Here is a 19,407-nt window from a genome sequence, read left to right as displayed (position 1 = left end):
ATGGCTGAGCTTGAGGTTGAGATTGTCGCAGCGGACCACTTCGTGTGGTCCGGGGCGGCCAAGATGGTCAAGGCCCGCACCAGCGATGGTGAAATCGGAATCCTGCCCGGCCACTCGCCCGTGCTGGCGATTTTGGCCGAGGGTCAGCTGGCGATCGAGCCGGTTTCCGGCGACCGCATTGCCGTAGACGTTGACGGCGGGTTCTTCTCCGTCGACAACAACCGGGTGGTAATTGTTGCTGACAACGCCCAGCTGGGTGAAGCGGCCACTGCGGGGATCCGATAGCACAACCCTGATGGACGTTACTTCTTTTCCGTTCATCGCCATAGCAACCGTGTTTGCGGTGCTGATTTTTACGCTGTGCCTGTTTGGGGTGCGCCGCTTCAACCTGCGGCGCGCCCTGGGCACGGTGGACGCCTCCATTTGTACGGCTGGAAAGAGCTGGCGGATGGGGGTTTGTCGTTATCAGGACAATGAGCTTGAGTGGTTCAAACTCCTGTCGCTGAGCGTCCGGCCCCGCCACCGCTTCAAGCGGAGCTCGCTGGAGCTGCTTGGCCGGCGCCAGCCCACGGAGGCGGAGCTGGTCAAGGTGCAGCCCGACGTCGTGATCGTGGAGCTTCGCTACGAGGGCCAGGACGTCTTCCTGGCCATGAAGTTCGATGCATACACCGGTTTGTCCTCGTGGCTCGAAGCCGGGCCGGTCATCGGTGTGGGGACCTGGCGCTGAAGTTTGCACTGTAAGTCCAGGTCCCGCTGGGCAACCGTGAATGTTTCAAGATCTGAAAATATTAGTGACAAAAAATGATCCCCGGCACGAATGCCGAGGATCATTTGCTTTGAGACTAATTAGACGACGGTTACGCCCGTAGCCTGGGGGCCCTTGGCACCCTGGCCGATTTCGAACTGAACGCGCTGGTTCTCGTCGAGGGTCTTGAAGCCGCCGGTCTGGATCTCGGAGTAGTGAACGAAGACATCGCCATCGGAGTCGTCCGGGGTGATGAAGCCGAAGCCCTTTTCAGCGTTGAACCACTTGACGGTTCCCTGTGCCATTTATTTCTCCTCAGTATGGAACTTTTAAGGCCAGCACACCTCGTACTGGTCTTGGTTACTCCGCGAGAAGAATCCTGGCCTGCACCCCCGACAACCGGAATTGCTTTGCAGGAGCTTCGCGCTCGCAACATGTCTTGCGAGCATGAAAACACCTACACAAAGACTGATACAAGAATTTCATGGGCAAACCGTCTGGTCAACGGGCAAAACGCGAATTCCGGCAAATTTTGGGCAAATCCGGAGTAAACGCCTGATCACCCCTTGGCCACGGCTGCGGCAGGCAGAAGGTGACGGTCAGAAAAGCCGGGATTCGATGTCGTCGACGCCCCGCATCGCGTCGTAATCCAGGGTCACGCAGTCAATGCCGCGGTCCGTTGCCAGCACCCTGGCCTGCGGTTTGATCTGCTGGGCGGCGAAGATGCCCCGCACCGGTGCCAGCAGGGGATCCCGGTTGAGCAGCTCAAGGTACCGCGTCAGCTGCTCCACGCCGTCGATGTCCCCGCGGCGCTTCAGTTCGATGGCCACCGTTGCACCGCCGGCGTCACGGGCCAGGATGTCCACGGGACCGATGGCTGTGAAGTACTCCCGCCGGATCAGCGAGAACCCCTCGCCGAGGGTTTCGATCTGGTCGGCGAGGAGGCGCTGCAGGTCGGCCTCGACGCCGTCCTTGATCAGGCCGGGGTCCTGGCCCAGTTCGTGGGAGCTGTCGTGGATCTGTTCATGGATGTTGATGATGAGCCTGTCGTCCGTCTTGGCCGACTGCACGGTCCACTGTTCGACGACGCCCACTTCGACGTCGGCCTCTTCCGGGGAGGTAACGCGGAGAACGGCGGGCGGGCTCATCCAGTTCAGGGGCTTGTAGGAGCCGCCGTCGGAGTGCACCAGCACGGAACCGTCGGCCTTCACCAGCAGGAGCCGGGTGGCGAGGGGGAGATGGGCTTTGAGCCGGCCAACATAATCAACGGAGCAACGGGCTATGACGAGACGCACGCCCTACACCATACCTTCTCCGCAGCGCCTTCCCTGCAGTGCCCGCCAGGCAGTGTCTGCCAAGCAGTGTCTGCCGGCCGCCTGCAGTAGACCTGGCGTGGCACGGTGTCATGCTGGGCCGGGCAGGGGCACCGGCTAGGGCAGAATGGAGGCATGCCCCGCTCCAACCGTCCCCGCAAACCCAAGACCGGGCGCGGCGCGGCCGGCAGCGCCCCGGGCGGAGGAAAGCACGGCGCAGGTCCCGCCCCGGAACTGGACCTGGAGCGGGCCCGCGCCGGGATAGCCCGCCGGGAAAGTGCGCCGGACGGCGACTGGATGGTACGGACCATGACAGCCCGCAACGCCGAAAAGACCTACATCTGCCCGGGTTGCTCCACGGCGGTATTGCCCGGAATCGCCCACCTTGTGGTCTGGGCGGATGACCACCTGTTCGGAGCTGCCGCGGGTCTGGCCGAACGGCGCCACTGGCACACCAACTGCTGGACGTCCCGCAACTTCCGGTACCGGTAACGCAAGGTGACCCGTGTCGGGGCCAACCCGGCCGGAAGATAAGCTGGTGCGCATGACTTTTGACCCGGCGTCGTACGTTTTCAGCCAGCCTTCAGCAGCCACCGCGATCCGCGCCTCCACGGTGCTTCCCGCCCGGCGCGAAAACGTCGAAATCCGCACTGAGGACGGCCACACGCTGGTGGGCGAACTGGCCCTGCCGGAATCGGGTCCGGTCACCGCGACGCTGATCACTCTGCACCCGCTGCCCACGCACGGCGGATTCATGGATTCCCACGTGTACCGCAAGGCCTCCTACCGGCTGCCGGCGCTGGCCGGGGTGGCCGTGCTGCGCTTCAACACCCGGGGAACATCCTCGCCCCGCGGAACCAGCGACGGAACGTTCGAGGAAGGCGTCGGCGAGCGGTACGACGTGGAGGCGGCGGTGCGCTTCGCCGTCGAGCGCGGGCTGCCCAACCGCTGGCTCGTGGGCTGGTCCTTCGGAACCGAGCTCGCGCTGATGTACGGCGCCGTGGAACCGGTGGTCTCCCAGGTGGAGGGCGCCGTTCTGCTGTCCCCGCCGCTGCACCGCGCCACTGACGAGCACCTGTTGCTGTGGGCGGACGCCGGCAAGCCGCTGACCGTCCTGGTGCCGGAGCACGACGATTACCTCAGGCCCGCCGCCGCGGAGGCGCGGTTCAGCCTTGTGCCTCAGGCCAGGGTGGTGGGGGTCGACGGCGCCAAGCACCTCTGGGTGGGGGAGAAGCAGGCCGCGCGGGTGCTGAACGAGATCGTGGACGACGTCACGCGCGACGGCTCAGGGACCGCGGGCCTCCCGCTGGAGTGGGACGGACCGGTGGCCACCGCAAGCGTCTAGTGCTTATCCTGGCGGACGATGTAGATCTCCTTGATGAGCAGGAGGGTGGCGGCGGCCGTCGGGATGGCAATGAGTGCCCCGAGGACGCCGAGCAGGCTGCCTCCCGCGATCACCGAAATGACGGCGACGGCGCCCGGCACCGCAACAGCCTTCTGCATGATGCGCGGCGAGATGAAGTACGCCTCGAACTGCAGGTAGGCGAAGTAGCAGATGGCGTAGGCCAGGGCGGACTGCCAGCCGAGCGTCAGGGTGATCAGGATGACCACCACGCCGGCGATCAGCCCGCCAACGAGCGGAATGAAGGCCAGCAGCGCCACGATGAAGGTCAGCAGCACGGCGAACGGCACGCCGATGATGGACATGACGATGAAGGCGAAGGTGGCATTCAGGAGGGCGACCACTGCCTGGCCGATGACGTAGTTGCCCACCGAACGGGTGATTTCCTCGGACAGCGCCTCGACGCGGTGCCGGCGGGACCGCGGCGCCAGCCGGTAGCCCCACCTCTTCATTGCGGGCAGCGCGGCGAGGAAGTACAGGCTGAGCACCAGCACGATCAGCGTGCCGAAGAGGCCGTTGGCCACCGTTGATCCGAAGCCAAGCACGCCGCCGAAGATGCCGCTCATGGCCTCGGGGTTCTTGACGAACTTGTCCAGCTCCTCGGTGATGCGGTCGCGGACGCCGAACTGGTTGTCGAGGGTCCGGAAGAAATCCGAGTTGATGAAGTCCCGCACCCACACGGGTGCCTGCTGCACAAGCTCGGTCACCTGTTCCACGATCGTGGGGATGAGGGTGGCGAAGAACCCGACCACCGCGATCATGAGGACGGACACCGACACGAGGATGCCCGCGGGCCGGGGTATCTTCCGGCCTTCCAGCCACCGCACCACCGGGTCCAGGCCGAGGGCGATGAACAGCGCAGCAACGATCCAGAGCAGGAGCTGGGTGGTGTGGGACCCGATCCAGTAGACGAGCAGGGCCAGGCCCACACCGACGGTGCCCATGAACCCCAGATACAGCGGGTGCTGGGCCGAGATACGGGGACCGGGGGAACCGAAACGTGTGCTGTCCGCGGTTTCTCCGGCATCTTCTGCCCCGCCGCTGTCCGGGTGCTCCGGCGGGAACTCGAACCGGAGCCTTGGCTGGGCGCCGGGGATTGGCTGGCGCAGCCGCCTCAACACCGCGCCCAGGGCTGCGGGACGGCCCTTCGTCTTGACGGGCTTCTGCGGCGGCGTGGACTGCGCCGCGGCGCCGTGTCCTGCCGCGTTCCGTGCAGCAGTGTCCGCTGGTGCCGGCAGGCCCTGGGGGGAGTCGGCGTCGGGCAGATCTTCGGGGCCGCGCATGGACGGATCCGTGTGTTCAGTCACTGCTTTTTGATGCCTTTGCGCTCCGTGGCGCCGCGGCTGCGGGCCGGGTGTGATGATCATCGCAAACACTATCAGCAGCCTTGTGAATAGCCGGGCGGGCGGCGTTTCACCGGAGTGGCAGCCGGGCCCCTGAACCCCTCGATCCGGCCTATTGGTAACAAAACGGTTACTATTGAAGTTGAACCCCCCGCTGATGATAGGTATTCCTTTGCGTTTCAAGACTGCAGTTGCACTTGTGCTGCTCGGCCTCCTGACACTGCTGGCCGGCATCGGGCAGAAGACCTTCTGGGCCCCTGCCGAGACAGTGACGGCAACGGCTTCCGCCGCCGAAGCCGCGCCCCTGACCGTGATCGACCAGAAGCTGCGCACCGTCGAAGGTGGGACGGTCACCATCAAGGTGAAGGGCGAGGGCAGCTTCCTGCTCGCGGCAGGACGCCCGGATGACGTCGACGCCTGGGTGGGCAAGACCGCACACAACACGGTCACCGGAGTTTCCGACGACAAGAAGTCGCTGCAGGTGAAACACACCGACGGCGAAGCAAGCGCGCCTTCGCCGGCCGGATCCGACCTCTGGGTCAGCACCGAGAACGCCAGTGGCGAGCTGGACTACACGTGGTCCGCCCCGGCCGACGGCGACTGGTCCCTTCTGCTCGCAGCGGACGGAAAGAAGCCCGCGCCGTCGTCCATTTCCATGACGTTCCCCAATGACACCTCCATGCCGTGGGCCGTGCCGCTGATGGTCCTCGGCGGGCTCCTGATCCTTGCCGGCGGGGCATTGCTGGTCCTCAAGCCCAAGCGCGGGGCGCCCCGCGACGGCGGGGCTTCCGGCAATGGGTCCGGCGACAAGGGATCCGCGGGCAAGGGCAGCGGCAAGCTGGGCAGCGCGTTCGCGCGGCGGGCCCGCGCCAAGGCCGCAGCCAAGGCCGCTGAACGCTCCTCCTCCGCACGGCTCAGCGTGGTGGTTGCGGCCACCACGGCCGTTGTCCTCGCCGGCACCGCAGCGGCCGCGCAGGCCAGCACTTCGTCTGCCCCGGTGTCGACGTCCGCCGCCCCCACGGCCAGCGCATCGTCCGGGGCCGGCGGCACGCCGGTGGTTCTTGATGCCCAGTTCCGCCGCATCCTGGAACAGGTAGCCAGCGCCACCGACGCCGGCGACGCCGCGAAGGACGCCAAGAAGCTTGCTGCCCGCGTTGCCGGGACGGAGCTTGAGGTCCGCACCCAGAACTACAAGATCAGGTCGCGGGTGGCCTCCTACGACGCCCGCATGCCCGTGCGGTCCACCAAGCTCCTGACCACGGTGGTCACGGACAAGCGCGAGTGGCCGCGCTCCGTCCTGGCCGTCACGCAGGGTGAAGGCAATGTAGTGCCGCAGCTGCTCACACTCGTGCAGTCGTCCCCGCGGGAGAACTACAAGCTCGTGGGCACGTCGCCGCTGCAGCCCGGCACCACCTTCCCGGCGATCGTGCGCGGCGGCACGGAGTCGCTGGCCGCAGGCGACAAGTCGGGGCTGCTCTACAGCGGGCAGGAAGCGCTCGCAGGACTGGCGGACCGGCTGACCAAGTCCAATTCCACGTTCAAGGGCAAGCTGGTGGAAGGCGAATCGTCCCCGTACATCGCGGACACGCTGTCCTACCAGGCCGACATTGTGAAGGACGGCGTGGACGGCAAGTTTGCCTTTACGCACAAGGTTGTTCCGGAGAACACGGTGGTGTTCCGGACGGAGGACGGCGGGGCCCTGGTCCTTGGCCGGCTGACCTTCAACTTCGACGGCACTCCCAAGGCCGAAGGCGACAAGCTCTCCATCGGCAACGATGCGGCCGTCCTCGCCGGTGGCAAGGAGACCAACACCGGCATGGTGCTGAAGTTCGCCGAATCCGTGGCCGTGTACGTGCCGCCGGCCGACTCGAAGGATCCGATGAAGCTCGTGGCCGCCACGCGCGGACTGGTTGGCGCCAGCTTCAAGTAGGGAACGGCTTCCCTAAACCTGCCGTCACTGGAGCGGCCGCGGTGCTTACCGCGGCCGCTCTTGTGGCTAGAGTGGGAGCTATGAGTTCGCCAGCTTCCCGCCCTGTCCCTTCGGCCGCGAGCCAGCTTAACCTTCGCGGCGCCGTCGATCTCTCCGCGCTCAAGCAGCGGCCAGCGCCGCCGGCGCCGAACAATGGCCCCGCGGCCGGCGACATACCGGCCCAGCAGGCCCAGCAGGCCGACGGCGGACCCGCCCTCCGCGTGGACGTCACCGAGGCAAACTTCCAGAGCCTTATCGAGCTGTCCGCCCAGGTGCCCGTGGTGTTTGTCCTCTGGGCCGCCTATTCGCCCGAATCGGCAGGCGTGCTCGATGCGCTTGACCGGAACGTCCAGAGCTACGGCGGCCGGCTGGTGCTCGCCGCTGCCGACGTCGAAGCGTTCCCCCAGCTGGCCCAGGCCTTCCAGGTGCAGGCCGTCCCCACCGCCGTCGCCGTTCTCAAGGGGCAGCCGGTTCCGCTTTTCCAGGGCGGCGCGGACGAGGAGCAGATCCGCCCCCTGCTGGACGAACTTCTTACGGTTGCCGCCGCCAACGGGGTCACCGGCAACGTCGGAGGTGGCACCGGTACCTCTGAAGAACCCGGCCCTGCCCCCCTGCCCCCGCTTCACCAGAAGGCCTTCGACGCCATTGAAGAGGGTGACTATGCCGGAGCGGCCGCTGCCTACCGGCAGGCGCTCGCCGAGATGCCGGCGGACGCGGAGGCCAAGGCCGGCCTGGCGCAGGTGGAACTCATGGAACGCCTGCAGACCCTTTCAGGACCCGAGGGTGAGGCCCTGCGCCAGCTCGCCGCGGATGAACCCGACAACCTGACGGCCCAGCTGGGTGTGGCGGACCTCGATCTTGCGGGCGGCCACGTGGAGGATGCCTTGGCCCGCGTGGTCGCGTTCATCGGCAGGAACTTCGGGCCGGAACGCGAATCCGCCCGCGTTCGCCTGCTTGAGCTGTTCGAAGTAGTCGGAACCACAGACGACCGTGTGGGCAAGGCCCGCCAGGCTCTGGCGCGGGTGCTGTTTTAGTGGGGGTTCCCGCGCTGTTCCGGCCCCTGACGCTGCGCTCCCTGGACCTGCAGCACCGGGGCTGGGTTTCGCCGATGTGCCAGTACAGCTGCGAACCTGACGCGGCCCCCGGGGTGCCCAACGACTGGCACCTCATGCACCTCGGATCGTTCGCCGCCGGGGGAGCCGCCCTCATCCTGACCGAGGCTGCTGCAGTCAACGCCGAAGGGCGCATCAGCCCGCGCGACGCGGGGCTGTACAACGACGAGCAGGCGCTGGGCTGGGAGCGGATCGTCCGCTTCGTGCACCGCCACGGCGTGGCCGACACCAAGATCGGCGTCCAGCTCGCCCATGCAGGACGCAAGGCGTCCACGTACTGGCCGTTTTCCGGGCGGGCCGGATCGGTGCCGGCGTCCGACGGCGGCTGGGAGACAGTGGGTCCGGGCGCCCAGGCCTTCGACGGCTACACGCCGCCCGCGGCCATGACCGAGGATGACATCCGGCGCGTCATCGCCGATTTTGCGGCCGCGGCGGCCCGTGCCGTCGACATAGGCTTCGACACCATCGAACTGCACGGCGCCCACGGCTACCTCCTCCACGAGTTCCAAAGCCCGCTGATCAACGACCGCACGGACGCCTGGGGCGGCGATGCAGCCGGGCGGAACCGGCTGACATTGGCCGTCATCGATGCTGTTCGCAACGTCATCCCGGACTCCATGCCGCTGCTGCTTCGCATCTCGGCAACCGACTGGGCAGAGGGCGGGATCAGCGTCGAGAACTCGGTCAGCCTGGCCGCGCAGGCCGCCGAGCGGGGCGTCGACCTTGTGGATGTGTCCAGCGGCGGGGCCGTGGCACACCAGCAGATCCAGCCGGGACCGGGCTACCAAACGGAATTCGCAGCCCGGATCCGCCGCGAAACAGGAGTCGCCACCGGCACCGTGGGGCTGCTGACGTCCCCGGACCAGGCGGAGCATGTGGTGGCCACCGGCCAGGCTGACGGCGTCTTTATCGCCCGGGCGGCACTGCGGGATCCGCACTGGTGGCTCCGCGCCGCCTTTGAACTTGGCCACGACCTGCGCTGGGCGCCGCAGTATGAACGGGCCGTGCCGAGACGCACGTTCTGACGCTTGTGGAGGGCGGGACCTTCCCGGTTTTCTACTCCTCCCGGAGGATCCCCCTGGCCGCAGGCCGCGGCTAGGGTGAGTGCATGAGCACTCCCATAACAGCACTCTCGATCAGGGGGCTTGCCAAGCGCTTCGGCACCAAGATCGCGGTGGACGGCATCAGCCTCGACGTTCCCGCGGGTTCGTTCTTCGGCATTGTCGGACCCAACGGTGCCGGCAAGACCACCACCCTGTCCATGGCTACGGGCCTTCTCCGCCCGGACTTCGGAACGGCCGTGGTCCACGGGGTGGACGTCTGGGCGCAACCGCTGGAAGCCAAGAAGCTGATGGGCATCCTGCCCGACGGGGTGCGGCTCTTTGACCGGCTCAGCGGTGAGCAGCTGGTCACGTACGCCGGGCTGCTGCGGGGCATGGACAGGGACGTGGTGGCCTCCCGGGTGGGTGAGTTGCTCGCAGCCCTGGACCTCAGCCAGGACGCGGGCACCCTGGTGGTGGATTACTCCGCCGGCATGACTAAGAAGATCGCGCTCGCCTCCGCGCTGATCCACGCTCCGAAGGTCCTCGTGCTGGATGAGCCCTTCGAATCCGTGGATCCCGTCTCCGCCGCCAACATCAAAGACATCCTGGACAGGTATGTGGGCTCGGGCGGCACCGTGATCGTGTCCAGCCATGTGATGGACCTCGTACAGCGGATGTGCGACCACGTGGCCGTGATCGCCGGCGGCCGGATCCTGGCCTCCGGCACCATCGACCAGGTGCGTGCCGGAGCCACCCTGGAAGAACGGTTCGTGCAGCTCGTGGGCGGCAGGAGCCAGACGAAGGGGCTCGAATGGTTGCGCACCTCCTGAGGCTGAAGCTCACACTGCTGCGGAACGGCCTCAGGCGGAGCCCGTGGCAGCTGGTGGGGCTGGCGTTCGGCGGACTGTATGCGCTCGTTTTCGTCGGCATGTGCGTGGTGCTGCTCGTCCTGCTGCGGCAGGAGGACCCGGACCTGGCCCAGACCGTGGTGGTGCTTGGCGGCTCGGCGGCCCTGCTGGGCTGGGGAATTGTCCCAGTGATTGCCTCCGCCGTGGACATGACGCTGGACCCTGCCCGGTTCACCACATCGGCCGTGCCCATGCCGCAGCTTCTGGCCGGCCTCGCGCTCGGCGGCCTCATCGGGATTCCGGGGCTGGCCACCCTGCTCGTCGCCCTGGGCACCGTGGTCACCTGGTCCCGCGGTGTAGTGCCCGCTGCGGGTGCGCTGCTCGGCGCAGTCCTGGGCGTGCTCACCTGCGTGGTGTTCTGCCGCGTCGTCACCACCGCCACGGCGAGCCTGGCGGCGTCACGCCGGTTCAAGGACGTCAGCGGTATCGCCTTCATGGTTCCCCTGGTCCTCCTGGGCCCGATCACCGCAGGCATCTTCCAGGGAATGGCGGGTTCCGGGGCCTTCCTGTCCGGCCTGGCCGGCAGGATTTCCTGGACGCCGCTGGGGGCGGCCTGGTCGCTGGGCGGCGATCTCGCAGCGGGACGGGCAGGCCCGGCCGGTCTCAAGCTGCTCATTGCCGCGGCTACGCTGGCGGGGCTTTCCTGGTGCTGGAAGCTGCTGCTGGAACGGGCGCTGGTCACGCCGCCCTACAGCGGAAGCAGCCGCCGGAAGGGCGGACGCCTGGGGCTGTTCGCCCTCCTGCCCGCGACGCCGGCCGGTGCCGTCACGGCTCGGGCGCTGACCTACTGGTTCCGTGATCCCCTGTATTCAGGTTCCCTGGTGGTTGTTCCGCTGCTGCCGGTGGTGCTGGCTTTCCAGGGCAGCCAGACCAACGACTATGGCGTACTGATGATCACCGGACCGCTCACTGCGTTCCTGCTGGCATGGTCAATTTCGGGGGATGTGTCCTACGACAACACCGCGTTTGCCCTGCACGTCGCCGCCGGCGTGCGGGGAGTCCATGACCGGCTGGGGCGCGCGCTGGCCTGCCTGGCGTTTGCGTTGCCTGCGGTGCTGGTCCTGGCCACCGTGCCGTTCTTCATCACGGGGGACTGGGCATGGTGGCCCTCCATCGTCGGGATATCCGTGGGGGTGTTACTGACCGGACTGGGCCTCTCCTCCGTGGTGTCCGCCCGCTACACCATTGCCGTGCCGCTGCCCGGCGACAGCCCGTTCAAGAAGCCCCCGGGAAATGTGGGTCAGACCCTCGCCGTCCAGTTTGGCGGGATGGGTGTCCTCCTGCTGCTGGTCCTCCCGGAGGCCGGCCTGGTGCTCGCACAGGTTCTCACCGGAGACCAGCTGTTTGGCTGGATCAATCTGGCACTTGGTCCCGTCCTTGGCACGGCACTGTTCATAGTCGGGGTCCGGGTGGGCGGGCGCTGGCTCGATGCCCGCGGCCCGGAGCTCCTCGCCCAGGTCGCCGTCAATCGCTGAAACCCCAACCCTGAATGCATCTGCCGGGCGGGGACCCGCCGTGGTTGACTAGCAGGACAGCTGAGAGAGAAAGGCCGAAAATGGAGGTCGTCATACTTCCGGGCGCCAGGCAGATTGCCTCCCTCGTGGCGGATGCGGTGGAACGCCTGCTGCGTGACAAGCCCGACGCCGTGCTGGGGCTTGCCACGGGATCCTCGCCGCTCCCGGTCTACGACGAACTCGCCCGGCGCCACGATCAGGCCGGCCTGGACTTCAGCCGTGCGTACGGATTCACCCTGGATGAGTACGTCGGGCTGGAACCCGGCCACCCCGAGTCCTACCGGGAGGTCATCCGCCGCGACTTCGCGAACCGGGTCGACATCGACCCGGAGAACGTCCTCGGACCGGACGGAAGCGCCCCGGACATTCCGGCGGCATGCCGGGCTTACGAAGACCGGATCAGGGAGCGCGGCGGCATCGACGTGCAGCTTCTGGGCCTCGGCACCGACGGGCACATCGGTTTCAACGAGCCGGGGTCGTCCCTGGCATCCCGCACCCGGATCAAGTCGCTCATCGAGCAGACCCGGCGCGACAACGCCCGCTTCTTCCGCAGCCTTGACGAGGTTCCGCACCACGTGGTGACCCAGGGGCTGGGCACCATCCTCGAGTCGCGCCACGCCATCCTGATTGCCACGGGAGCCCAGAAGGCGCAGGCGGTCCATGACCTGGTGGAGGGACCTCTCGCCGCGATCTGCCCCGCCTCGGTGCTGCAGTTGCACCCGCACGCCTCGGTCCTGGTGGACGAGGCCGCCGCGTCGTCACTGAAGCTCGCGGACTACTACCGGCACACCTACGACCACAAACCGGCGTGGCAGGGTCTCTGACCGGGACCTGCGCCCGGGACCTCCCGCGGCTGCACCTTCGGAACGGCTAAGATGGATGCCATGAGTAGCATGACGGATCCTCTCGACAACGACCCCATGCGTGAGCTTTCCGGCTCCGGATCGTCCACCGCAACCATTGAGCGCGAGGAACTGCGCCAGGAAGTGGAGCCCGGCGACCGTGAGCGCTTTTCGCACTACGTGCGCAAGGAAAAGATCATGGAGTCCGCCGTGACGGGCGAACCGGTCATCGCGCTGTGCGGCAAGGTCTGGACGCCCGGACGGGATCCGCAGAAGTTCCCGGTCTGCCCGATGTGCAAAGAGGTCTATGACGGCCTCCGCCCGGGCAACGACGGCGGCAGTGGGTCCGGCGGAGACTCAGGCAACAACAAATAGTGACGGAGACACTCTTCGGCGGACCCACCCTGCCCCCGGCCTACCCGGAACGTGCAGCCTGGGGAACCGCCCCGAAGCTCCGTGCCTGGCAGCAGGAAGCCCTGGATCTTTACTTCAGCAGGGCTCCGCGCGATTTCATGGCCGTGGCCACCCCCGGCGCCGGTAAGACCACCTTTGCGCTCAGGGTGGCCTCCATGCTCATCGAGGCCGGCACGGTGAACCGCGTGACGATCGTCGCGCCCACCGACCACCTGAAGCGGCAGTGGGCAGACGCTGCCGCGCGCGTCGGCATCGCCATTGACCCGAACTTCAAGAACTCGGACGGCCAGCACGGCCGCGGGTTCATCGGCGTGGCCGTGACCTACGCGCAGGTGGCCAGCAAACCCATGCTGCACCGGGCCAAAACCGAGGCCGCCCGCACCCTGGTGATTCTTGACGAAATCCACCACGGCGGCGAGGCGCTGTCCTGGGGCGACGGCCTGCGCGAGGCCTTCGACCCCGCAGCCCGGCGGCTGTCCCTGACCGGTACGCCGTTCCGGTCGGACACCTCGCCCATTCCGTTCGTGGAGTACACCGAGGACCGCGAGGGCATCCGGCGCTCGAAGTCGGACTACACCTACGGTTACGGCAACGCGCTGCGTGACCACGTGGTGCGCCCGGTTATTTTCATGGCGTATTCGGGACAGATGCGCTGGCGCACCAGCGCGGGTGACGAGATGGCCGCGTCCCTTGGCGAGGCCGCGGTCACCAAGGACATCACGTCACAGGCCTGGCGGACCGCCCTGAACCCGGCGGGGGAGTGGATCCCCGCCGTCCTGGCAGGAGCGGACAAACGGCTCAGCGAGGTCCGGCGGTCCGTTCCCGACGCCGGCGGCCTGGTGATCGCCACCGACCACGACGACGCCCGGGCATACGCCGGCCAGCTCAAGAAGATCACGGGCGAGTCGCCGACGGTGATTCTGTCCGACGACGCGAAGGCCTCAGACAAGATCGAGGAATTCACGGCCAGCGACAAGCGCTGGATGGTTGCCGTGCGCATGGTGTCCGAAGGCGTGGACGTTCCGCGCCTGTCGGTGGGCGTCTACGCCACCTCCACCTCCACCCCCTTGTTCTTCGCGCAGGCCGTGGGGCGCTTTGTGCGTTCCCGGAAGCGGGGCGAGACGGCCTCGGTTTTCCTGCCGTCCGTTCCCCAGCTGATGGCGCTCGCCAACAGCATGGAAGCCGAACGTGACCATGCCCTGGACCGGCCGCAGAACGACGACCCGGACGGCCTGATGGACCTCGAAGAGTCCCTGATGGACGAGGCGAACCGTGAGGAGAAGGCCTCGGACAGCCTGACCAAGGGCAAGTTCGAGGCGCTGGACTCGCAGGCGTCCTTCGACCGCGTGCTGTTCGACGGCGGCGAGTTCGGCACGGGCGGCGACATCGGCTCCGAGGACGAACTGGACTTCCTCGGCATCCCGGGCCTGCTGGACGCCGAACAGGTGGGCATGCTGCTCCGCCAGCGCCAGCATGAGCAGCAGGGCCGGAAGAAACGCCAGAGCCCCGCGGCCGCTCCCGCTGCCCCCGCAGTACCGGACCACCGGATGCTGATGGACCTGCGGAACGAGCTGGCGAAGAACGTGGCGGCCTGGTCTGCGCGGACGGGCACCCCGCACGGCGTGGTGCACACGAAACTCCGGACCGTCTGCGGCGGCCCTCCGGTGGCCCAGGCGAACGAGGAGCAGCTCCAGTCCAGGCTGAAAAAGCTCCAGGACTGGTTCATCGGCCGGAAGTAGCAGGCGGGGAAGAACGGGGAGCAGGGACCTACTCGAGGTCCACTCCGCCCAGTTCCATTTCGGCGTAGGCGTCGTCGAGGTCATCGGCGATGCCCGCCGTCAGCCGCTTGATCACGGTGACGGAGTAGCCGGCCTGGACCGCATCCAGGGACGTGGCCATCACGCAGTAGTCGGTGGTGAGGCCCACCACCACGACGTCCTCCACGTCGTGGCTCTGGAGCCAGTCATCGAGGCCGATCGCATCTTCCTCCGGCGCATAGGCGGGATCCGCTGCACCGGGCATGGACCCGGGCTGCCGCTCCCCGGTGGGGACGGCGTCCTCTGGTGCCAGCAGGCCCTCGAACCCGGAGTAGGCCGCGGTGTAGAGGCCCTTGTGGAAGTACGCCTGGATGTGTTCGGTGTCGAGCTCCGGGTGAAGCTCGGCACCCTGGGTCCCCGCCACGCAGTGCGGCGGCCAGGTGTCCTTGAAGTCCGGGGCTTCCGAGAAATGGGCGCCCGGATCGATGTGCCAGTCCTGCGTGGCCACGATGTGGTCGAACTGGCCGTGGTGGTTCTCGACGTACTCGCTGATGGCCCCGGCCACGGCGGCCCCGCCCTCCACCGGCAGTGCGCCGCCCTCGCAGAAATCGTTCTGGACATCGACGATGATGAGTGCCCGTGCCATCGGTTCTCCTCAGTTCTCTTCGTAGATTGTCGGGATGGCCGGCTCGCCGCGGTGCAGGCGGTGGACCACTGCCGGCAGCTCGGCCAGCGAATCAGCGTGGCGCCGCCGGGCACGCAGGACTCCTTCGTGGCCGGTCCAGCCCGGCAGGAGTTCGCCGTTCTTGATGAACTGCTGCAGCAGCGTGCGGTCGTTGCCGTCGTCCGCTGGCCGGTGGCCCACGCCGATGAGCTCCTGGGTGGCCGTGCCGTTGTCGTTGAGCCGGCGGAGGGCGTACTTCCGGCCGCCCTTGCTCGTCTTGTTCTTGGCGGCCTTCGCCACCGGGACGAACTCCCCGGCGTCGTTGGTCCGGCTGACCAGCTTGTAGACCATGCTGGCGGTGGGCGCGCCGGAGCCGGTCACCAGGGACGTGCCCACCCCGTAGGAGTCAACGGGGGCGGACTGCAGCGCCGCAATCGCGTATTCGTCCAGGTCCGAGGTCACCGTGATGCGGGTATGTTCGTTGCCCAGCTCATCCAGCAGGTGCCGGACCCACTGCGCCTGTTCCACCAGGTCGCCGGAGTCCAGCCGCACGGCGCCCAACTTGTCCCCGGCGATGTCCACGGCCGTACGGACGGCCGTCTCGACGTCGTACGTGTCCACGAGCAGCGAGGTGCCGGCCCCCAGAGAGGCGACCTGCGCCTCAAACGCGTCCCGCTCGGTGTCATGGAGGAGCGTGAAGGAGTGGGCGGCGGTGCCCACCGTCTTGAGGCCGTACCGCAGCCCGGCCTCGAGGTTTGAGGTGCTGTCGAACCCGGCGATGACGGCGGCGCGGGCGGCAGCCGTGGCCGATTCCTCCTGCGTCCGCCGGGACCCCATCTCGATGCAGGGGCGCTGACCCGCCGCCATCACCATGCGCGACGCCGCCGAGGCGATGGCGCTGTCGTGGTTGAGGACGGACAGCACGTACGTCTCCAGGATGCACGCCTCTGCGAACGTTGATTCGACGATCAGGATGGGGGAGTTGGGGAAGTACGCTTCGCCCTCGGCATAACCCCAGATGTCGCCGGTGAAGCGGAAGTCTGCCAGGTAGTCGAGGGTCTCCTTATTGACGACGCCGGTGCGCGCCAGGAATCCCAGCTCCGCCTCGCCGAACCGGAACGCCATGATGCCTTCCAGCAGTCTGCCCGTACCGCCCACAACCCCGTAGCGGCGGCCGTCCGGGAGCCTGCGCGCGAACGCCTCGAAAACGGCCTTGCGGTGCGCGGCGCCGGAGTGGAGGGCCCCCTGCAGCATGGTCAGCTCGTAATGGTCGGTGAACAGGGACGTGCGGGGCTGCTCCCAGCCGGCGGAGTTATTCACAAAAATCACTCTAGTCCCCACCGGCTCCCACGTCTCGCTTCGCTTCGCCGCGGGGCCCTCGCCGGCGTGGGCCCACCCACCGGCTCCCACGTCTCGCTTCGCTTCGCCGCGGGGCCCTCGCCGGCGTGGGCCCACCATCGCCATAGAATGGACAGATGACCTTAAGCGTTGCGCTCGGCCCTGACACCCAGGAGAGCATCCAGACCGGAACGGCGGTGTCCACCGATACCCTGACCGCCCCGGACGTCCCTTGGAACCTTGTCATCTGGAATGACCCCGTCAATCTGATGAGCTACGTCAGCTATGTTTTCCAGAGCTATTTCGGCTACTCGGAAACCAAGGCCAACAAGCTGATGCTCGAGGTCCACAGGAAGGGCCGGTCCATCGTTGCCCACGGCAGCAAGGAACAGGTGGAGCAGCACGCGGTCGCGATGCACGGGTTTGGCCTGTGGGCCACCGTGGAAAAGGCCACCGGCGGAGACAGCGGGGGCGGCAAACGAGGCGGACCGGGCAAGGGCAAGGGAAAACGTGGCTAAGGCTTTCAAGTACGGACTCAAGGGCATCACCGGATTCCTCGAACCGGCCGAGCGGGAACTGCTGCGCAGCCTGTTCGCCGACGTCATCTCCATGCTGGAGCCGGCCGACCGCGGCTCCGAGGATCCGCTGGCCGCGCTGATCGGTCTGGACATGGAGGTCCGCGAACCCCAGGACCGCGCCCTCCGGCGGCTGCTGCCCAACGCAGTGAAGGACGACGCCGCCGCCTCGCTTGAGTTTCGCCAGCTCACCGAACGCTCCCTGCGGGAAAGCAAGATCGGCGCACTGCGCGCCGCCGCGCTGGGCCTGGACAAGGATGAGCTCGTCCTGACCCCGTCTGATGCCCGGCACTGGTCCACGGCGCTCAACGACGTGCGTCTGGTGCTCGCCGAGCGGCTCGACATCCGGGACGAAGCGGACGCCGACCACGTACACCAGATGCAGGACTGGTCCCAGGCCGAGGACGTGGAAAGCTACCTCGCCCTGGTGTACAACTTCACCACGTGGCTGCAGGAGTCGCTTGTGCAGGCGATGCTGCAGTCACTGGATACGCGGCCCTGAGGGGTTTCCGGGGTGGGCAGCTCCTTCGGCCCTGAGCGGTTAGGGCTGCGCCGAATGTGACAAATTCGACATGAGTCGCCCGCCACAAGTGATGGCCGCACCTCACGGGAAGACCTATCCTCAAATAATCATGACTTCAGCATCGAGCATGGATCCGGCAGCGGGAGCTGCAGCGGAGTCCGCAACGGCCGACGGCATAAATGTGGGATCGCTGCCGATCGGCGTCTTCGACTCCGGGGTCGGCGGCCTCACGGTGGCGCGGTCGATCATCGACCAGTTGCCCAACGAGTCCATCCTCTACGTCGGCGACACCGCGCACGGACCGTACGGGCCGCTGCCCATCGCGGAGGTGCGTGCCAACGCCCTGGGCGTCATGGACGAACTCGTGGACTCCGGCGTCAAGCTGCTCACAATCGCCTGCAACTCGGCGTCGGCCGCTGTGCTCCGGGACGCCCGTGAGCGCTACACCGCGCGCTACGGAATCCCCGTCATCGAGGTGATCCAGCCGGCGGTACGCCGCGCCGTGGCGGCCACCCGCACCGGCCGGGTGGGCGTGATCGGCACCTCCGCCACCGTGGGGTCCCGGGCCTACGAGGACACGTTCGCCGCGGCGCCTGACCTGGAGATCACCTCCGTGGCCTGCCCGGCTTTCGTGCCCTATGTGGAGGCCGGCATCACCACCGGACCTGAACTGCTCGACGTCGCCCGGGAGTACCTGGAGCCGCTGAAGGCAGCCGGCGTGGACACCGTGGTGCTGGGCTGCACGCACTACCCGCTGCTGACCGGCGTGATCTCCTACGTCATGGGCGAGGACGTCACCCTGGTCTCCAGCGCCGAGGAAACCGCCAAGGACGTCTACCGGGCGCTGGCCAGCAACGGCCTCGAAAGGACGGACCCGGCGCGGCCCGAGCACAGCTTCATCGCCACCGGCGATCCCGGCCAGTTCGAGGCCCTGGCCCGAAGGTTCCTCGGGCCGGAGGTGCTCAGCGTCAAACATGTGGACCACGTCGCGGCGCAGTACCCCACCGGCAGCCTGGCGAGGATCACCCCTGAAATGATCGAGGCCGCGCGGAACGCGGCGGCACGCCCGCGCATCTCCAACTTCGTCGGGCAGACCGCCGGCAGCGGGGCTGCCCCCGGGGGGTCCTTCCTGTGAAGCTCACCATCGTCGGCTGCACGGGCTCATTTCCCGGCCCCGGATCACCCGCCTCCTGCTACCTCCTGACCGCCAGCGACGGCGAACGGGTGTGGAAGGTGGTCATGGACCTCGGCAGCGGTGCCCTGGGCGCCATCCAGCGGTACACCGACCTCGAGGACATCGACGCGATCTTCCTCACACACCTGCACCCCGACCACTGCATGGACCTGTGCGGCCTGCACGTGGCCGTGCGCTGGAAGCCGGGCGGCTGGGACCGGGGCAGGATCCCCGTCTGGGGCCCCGCCGCCACCGCAGACAGGATGGCAACTGCCTACGGCCTGGACCTGGACCCCGGGATGCACGAGGAGTTCGACTTCACCAACTGGACCGAGCGCCAGTCGGTCACCGTCGGCCCCTTCACCGTGACGCCGTTCGCCGTGAACCACCCGGTGGAGGAGGCCTATGCGCTGCGCGTGGAGGTGACCGAGCCGGACGCCGCCGGGAATGCCGTGACCCGCGTACTGACCTATTCAGGGGACACGGACTCGTGCCGCGGGCTGGAGGAGGCGGCCAAGGACGCCCACCTCTTCCTCTGCGAAGCGGCGTTCGAGGAAGGCCGCGACGACGGCATCAAGGACGTCCACCTGACCGGCAAACGGGCCGCCGAGGCAGCCACCGCCGCGGGTGCCCGCCGGCTGCTCCTCACCCACATTCCGGTGTGGACTTCGCAGACCAAGGTCATGGCCGAGGCGCGTCCCGCGTTCGCCGGTGACGTGGCCGTGGCCGTGGCGGGCGTGCACTACACCGTCTGAGCCGGCAGCTACCAAC

The 19,407-nt window shown here is 67.5% G+C and carries 21 protein-coding genes; 16 read left to right on the top strand and 5 right to left on the bottom strand.

The features are described from left to right. Positions 1 to 285 (top strand): F0F1 ATP synthase subunit epsilon, encoded by a 285-nt coding sequence (locus tag ACFRAU_RS05775; RefSeq protein ID WP_377999164.1) that lies wholly within the window; start codon positions 1 to 3, stop codon positions 283 to 285. A gap of 10 nt (positions 286 to 295) precedes the next feature. Next, positions 296 to 727 carry a DUF2550 domain-containing protein gene (locus tag ACFRAU_RS05770; RefSeq protein WP_377995166.1) on the top strand — a complete coding sequence of 144 codons (432 nt, stop codon included), beginning with the start codon at positions 296 to 298 and terminating at the stop codon, positions 725 to 727. Between the two features lie 119 nt (positions 728 to 846). On the opposite strand, the gene ACFRAU_RS05765 is transcribed toward ACFRAU_RS05770, so the two are convergent. After that, entirely contained in the window at positions 847 to 1,050 is a 204-nt protein-coding gene (locus ACFRAU_RS05765; RefSeq protein WP_003804766.1) for a cold-shock protein, read from the bottom strand. Between the two features lie 294 nt (positions 1,051 to 1,344). Beyond that, on the bottom strand, positions 1,345 to 2,040 hold the full coding sequence (gene nucS / locus ACFRAU_RS05760; protein ID WP_377995165.1) for an endonuclease NucS: 696 nt from the start codon (positions 2,038 to 2,040) through the stop codon (positions 1,345 to 1,347). Positions 2,041 to 2,193: 153 nt separating this feature from the next. On the opposite strand from nucS, the gene ACFRAU_RS05755 reads away from it, so the two are divergent. Further along, the gene (locus tag ACFRAU_RS05755) at positions 2,194 to 2,550 is read left to right on the top strand and encodes an ATP/GTP-binding protein (protein WP_377995164.1); all 357 of its coding nucleotides are present in this window, start codon (positions 2,194 to 2,196) and stop codon (positions 2,548 to 2,550) included. Between the two features lie 52 nt (positions 2,551 to 2,602). Continuing rightward, on the top strand, positions 2,603 to 3,403 hold the full coding sequence (locus tag ACFRAU_RS05750; RefSeq protein WP_377995163.1) for an alpha/beta hydrolase: 801 nt from the start codon (positions 2,603 to 2,605) through the stop codon (positions 3,401 to 3,403). Here the strand turns inward: ACFRAU_RS05750 and ACFRAU_RS05745 are convergent. Continuing rightward, on the bottom strand, positions 3,400 to 4,767 hold the full coding sequence (locus ACFRAU_RS05745; RefSeq protein WP_377999163.1) for an AI-2E family transporter: 1,368 nt from the start codon (positions 4,765 to 4,767) through the stop codon (positions 3,400 to 3,402). The genes ACFRAU_RS05750 and ACFRAU_RS05745 overlap by 4 nt on opposite strands. A gap of 193 nt (positions 4,768 to 4,960) precedes the next feature. Here ACFRAU_RS05745 and ACFRAU_RS05740 point away from each other — a divergent pair, with 193 nt between their 5' ends. From ACFRAU_RS05740 to ACFRAU_RS05705, 8 genes are all read left to right on the top strand, one after another. Beyond that, positions 4,961 to 6,733: a hypothetical protein gene (locus ACFRAU_RS05740; RefSeq protein ID WP_377999162.1), complete on the top strand. Its 1,773-nt coding sequence runs from the start codon at positions 4,961 to 4,963 to the stop codon at positions 6,731 to 6,733. Between the two features lie 80 nt (positions 6,734 to 6,813). Continuing rightward, positions 6,814 to 7,806 carry a co-chaperone YbbN gene (locus tag ACFRAU_RS05735; RefSeq protein ID WP_377999161.1) on the top strand — a complete coding sequence of 331 codons (993 nt, stop codon included), beginning with the start codon at positions 6,814 to 6,816 and terminating at the stop codon, positions 7,804 to 7,806. Then, positions 7,806 to 8,909 (top strand): NADH:flavin oxidoreductase/NADH oxidase, encoded by a 1,104-nt coding sequence (locus ACFRAU_RS05730; protein ID WP_377999160.1) that lies wholly within the window; start codon positions 7,806 to 7,808, stop codon positions 8,907 to 8,909. Before ACFRAU_RS05735 ends, ACFRAU_RS05730 begins: the two co-directional genes overlap by 1 nt. Positions 8,910 to 8,992: 83 nt before the next feature. Continuing rightward, complete coding sequence (locus tag ACFRAU_RS05725; RefSeq protein ID WP_377999159.1) at positions 8,993 to 9,757, top strand: ABC transporter ATP-binding protein; 765 nt, start codon at positions 8,993 to 8,995, stop codon at positions 9,755 to 9,757. Continuing rightward, positions 9,739 to 11,310, top strand: coding sequence for a transporter (locus ACFRAU_RS05720; RefSeq protein ID WP_377999158.1), 1,572 nt, complete (start codon positions 9,739 to 9,741; stop codon positions 11,308 to 11,310). The genes ACFRAU_RS05725 and ACFRAU_RS05720 overlap by 19 nt, the downstream gene beginning before the upstream one ends. A gap of 80 nt (positions 11,311 to 11,390) precedes the next feature. Continuing rightward, positions 11,391 to 12,173, top strand: a complete 783-nt coding sequence (nagB, locus tag ACFRAU_RS05715) for a glucosamine-6-phosphate deaminase (RefSeq protein WP_377999157.1) — start codon at positions 11,391 to 11,393, stop codon at positions 12,171 to 12,173. A gap of 51 nt (positions 12,174 to 12,224) precedes the next feature. Next, a complete protein-coding gene (locus ACFRAU_RS05710) occupies positions 12,225 to 12,566 on the top strand; it encodes a DUF3039 domain-containing protein (RefSeq protein ID WP_377999156.1) in 342 nt (113 codons plus the stop codon). Beyond that, entirely contained in the window at positions 12,566 to 14,344 is a 1,779-nt protein-coding gene (locus ACFRAU_RS05705; protein ID WP_377999155.1) for a DEAD/DEAH box helicase, read from the top strand. Before ACFRAU_RS05710 ends, ACFRAU_RS05705 begins: the two co-directional genes overlap by 1 nt. Positions 14,345 to 14,372: 28 nt before the next feature. Here ACFRAU_RS05705 and ACFRAU_RS05700 read toward each other — a convergent pair whose 3' ends face one another. Together ACFRAU_RS05700 and ACFRAU_RS05695 are read right to left on the bottom strand one after the other, a co-directional pair. Next, positions 14,373 to 15,008, bottom strand: coding sequence for an isochorismatase family protein (locus tag ACFRAU_RS05700; protein ID WP_377995154.1), 636 nt, complete (start codon positions 15,006 to 15,008; stop codon positions 14,373 to 14,375). 9 nt (positions 15,009 to 15,017) lie between these two features. After that, the gene (locus ACFRAU_RS05695) at positions 15,018 to 16,346 is read right to left on the bottom strand and encodes a nicotinate phosphoribosyltransferase (protein ID WP_377995153.1); all 1,329 of its coding nucleotides are present in this window, start codon (positions 16,344 to 16,346) and stop codon (positions 15,018 to 15,020) included. A gap of 155 nt (positions 16,347 to 16,501) precedes the next feature. Here ACFRAU_RS05695 and clpS point away from each other — a divergent pair, with 155 nt between their 5' ends. The 4 genes from clpS to ACFRAU_RS05675 all read left to right on the top strand — a co-directional run bounded on the left by clpS (position 16,502) and on the right by ACFRAU_RS05675 (position 19,391). Further along, positions 16,502 to 16,882 (top strand): ATP-dependent Clp protease adapter ClpS, encoded by a 381-nt coding sequence (clpS, locus tag ACFRAU_RS05690; RefSeq protein WP_214848029.1) that lies wholly within the window; start codon positions 16,502 to 16,504, stop codon positions 16,880 to 16,882. Continuing rightward, a complete protein-coding gene (locus ACFRAU_RS05685) occupies positions 16,875 to 17,441 on the top strand; it encodes a DUF2017 domain-containing protein (RefSeq protein ID WP_377995152.1) in 567 nt (188 codons plus the stop codon). Before clpS ends, ACFRAU_RS05685 begins: the two co-directional genes overlap by 8 nt. Positions 17,442 to 17,571: 130 nt before the next feature. Next, entirely contained in the window at positions 17,572 to 18,597 is a 1,026-nt protein-coding gene (gene murI, locus ACFRAU_RS05680; RefSeq protein WP_377995151.1) for a glutamate racemase, read from the top strand. Further along, the gene (locus ACFRAU_RS05675; RefSeq protein ID WP_377995150.1) at positions 18,594 to 19,391 is read left to right on the top strand and encodes an MBL fold metallo-hydrolase; all 798 of its coding nucleotides are present in this window, start codon (positions 18,594 to 18,596) and stop codon (positions 19,389 to 19,391) included. The genes murI and ACFRAU_RS05675 overlap by 4 nt, the downstream gene beginning before the upstream one ends. Positions 19,392 to 19,407: the final 16 nt, after the last annotated feature.

Source organism: Arthrobacter sp. NPDC056691 (assembly GCF_042791415.1).
In the GTDB taxonomy this organism is placed as follows: Bacteria; Actinomycetota; Actinomycetes; order Actinomycetales; family Micrococcaceae; genus Arthrobacter.
Note: the sequence above shows the minus strand (reverse complement) of the source record. Positions and strands in the feature narration are given on the sequence as shown.

Coding starts and splice junctions, on each gene's coding strand:
- ACFRAU_RS05775 (WP_377999164.1), top strand. CDS start 1: ATGGCTGAGCTTGAGGTTGAGATTGTCGCAGCGGACCACTTCGTGTGG.
- ACFRAU_RS05765 (WP_003804766.1), bottom strand. CDS start 1,050: ATGGCACAGGGAACCGTCAAGTGGTTCAACGCTGAAAAGGGCTTCGGC.
- ACFRAU_RS05725 (WP_377999159.1), top strand. CDS start 8,993: ATGAGCACTCCCATAACAGCACTCTCGATCAGGGGGCTTGCCAAGCGC.
- ACFRAU_RS05710 (WP_377999156.1), top strand. CDS start 12,225: ATGGATGCCATGAGTAGCATGACGGATCCTCTCGACAACGACCCCATG.
- murI (WP_377995151.1), top strand. CDS start 17,572: ATGACTTCAGCATCGAGCATGGATCCGGCAGCGGGAGCTGCAGCGGAG.
- ACFRAU_RS05755 (WP_377995164.1), top strand. CDS start 2,194: ATGCCCCGCTCCAACCGTCCCCGCAAACCCAAGACCGGGCGCGGCGCG.
- ACFRAU_RS05750 (WP_377995163.1), top strand. CDS start 2,603: ATGACTTTTGACCCGGCGTCGTACGTTTTCAGCCAGCCTTCAGCAGCC.
- clpS (WP_214848029.1), top strand. CDS start 16,502: ATGACCTTAAGCGTTGCGCTCGGCCCTGACACCCAGGAGAGCATCCAG.
- ACFRAU_RS05735 (WP_377999161.1), top strand. CDS start 6,814: ATGAGTTCGCCAGCTTCCCGCCCTGTCCCTTCGGCCGCGAGCCAGCTT.
- ACFRAU_RS05700 (WP_377995154.1), bottom strand. CDS start 15,008: ATGGCACGGGCACTCATCATCGTCGATGTCCAGAACGATTTCTGCGAG.
- ACFRAU_RS05740 (WP_377999162.1), top strand. CDS start 4,961: ATGATAGGTATTCCTTTGCGTTTCAAGACTGCAGTTGCACTTGTGCTG.
- ACFRAU_RS05770 (WP_377995166.1), top strand. CDS start 296: ATGGACGTTACTTCTTTTCCGTTCATCGCCATAGCAACCGTGTTTGCG.
- nagB (WP_377999157.1), top strand. CDS start 11,391: ATGGAGGTCGTCATACTTCCGGGCGCCAGGCAGATTGCCTCCCTCGTG.
- ACFRAU_RS05720 (WP_377999158.1), top strand. CDS start 9,739: ATGGTTGCGCACCTCCTGAGGCTGAAGCTCACACTGCTGCGGAACGGC.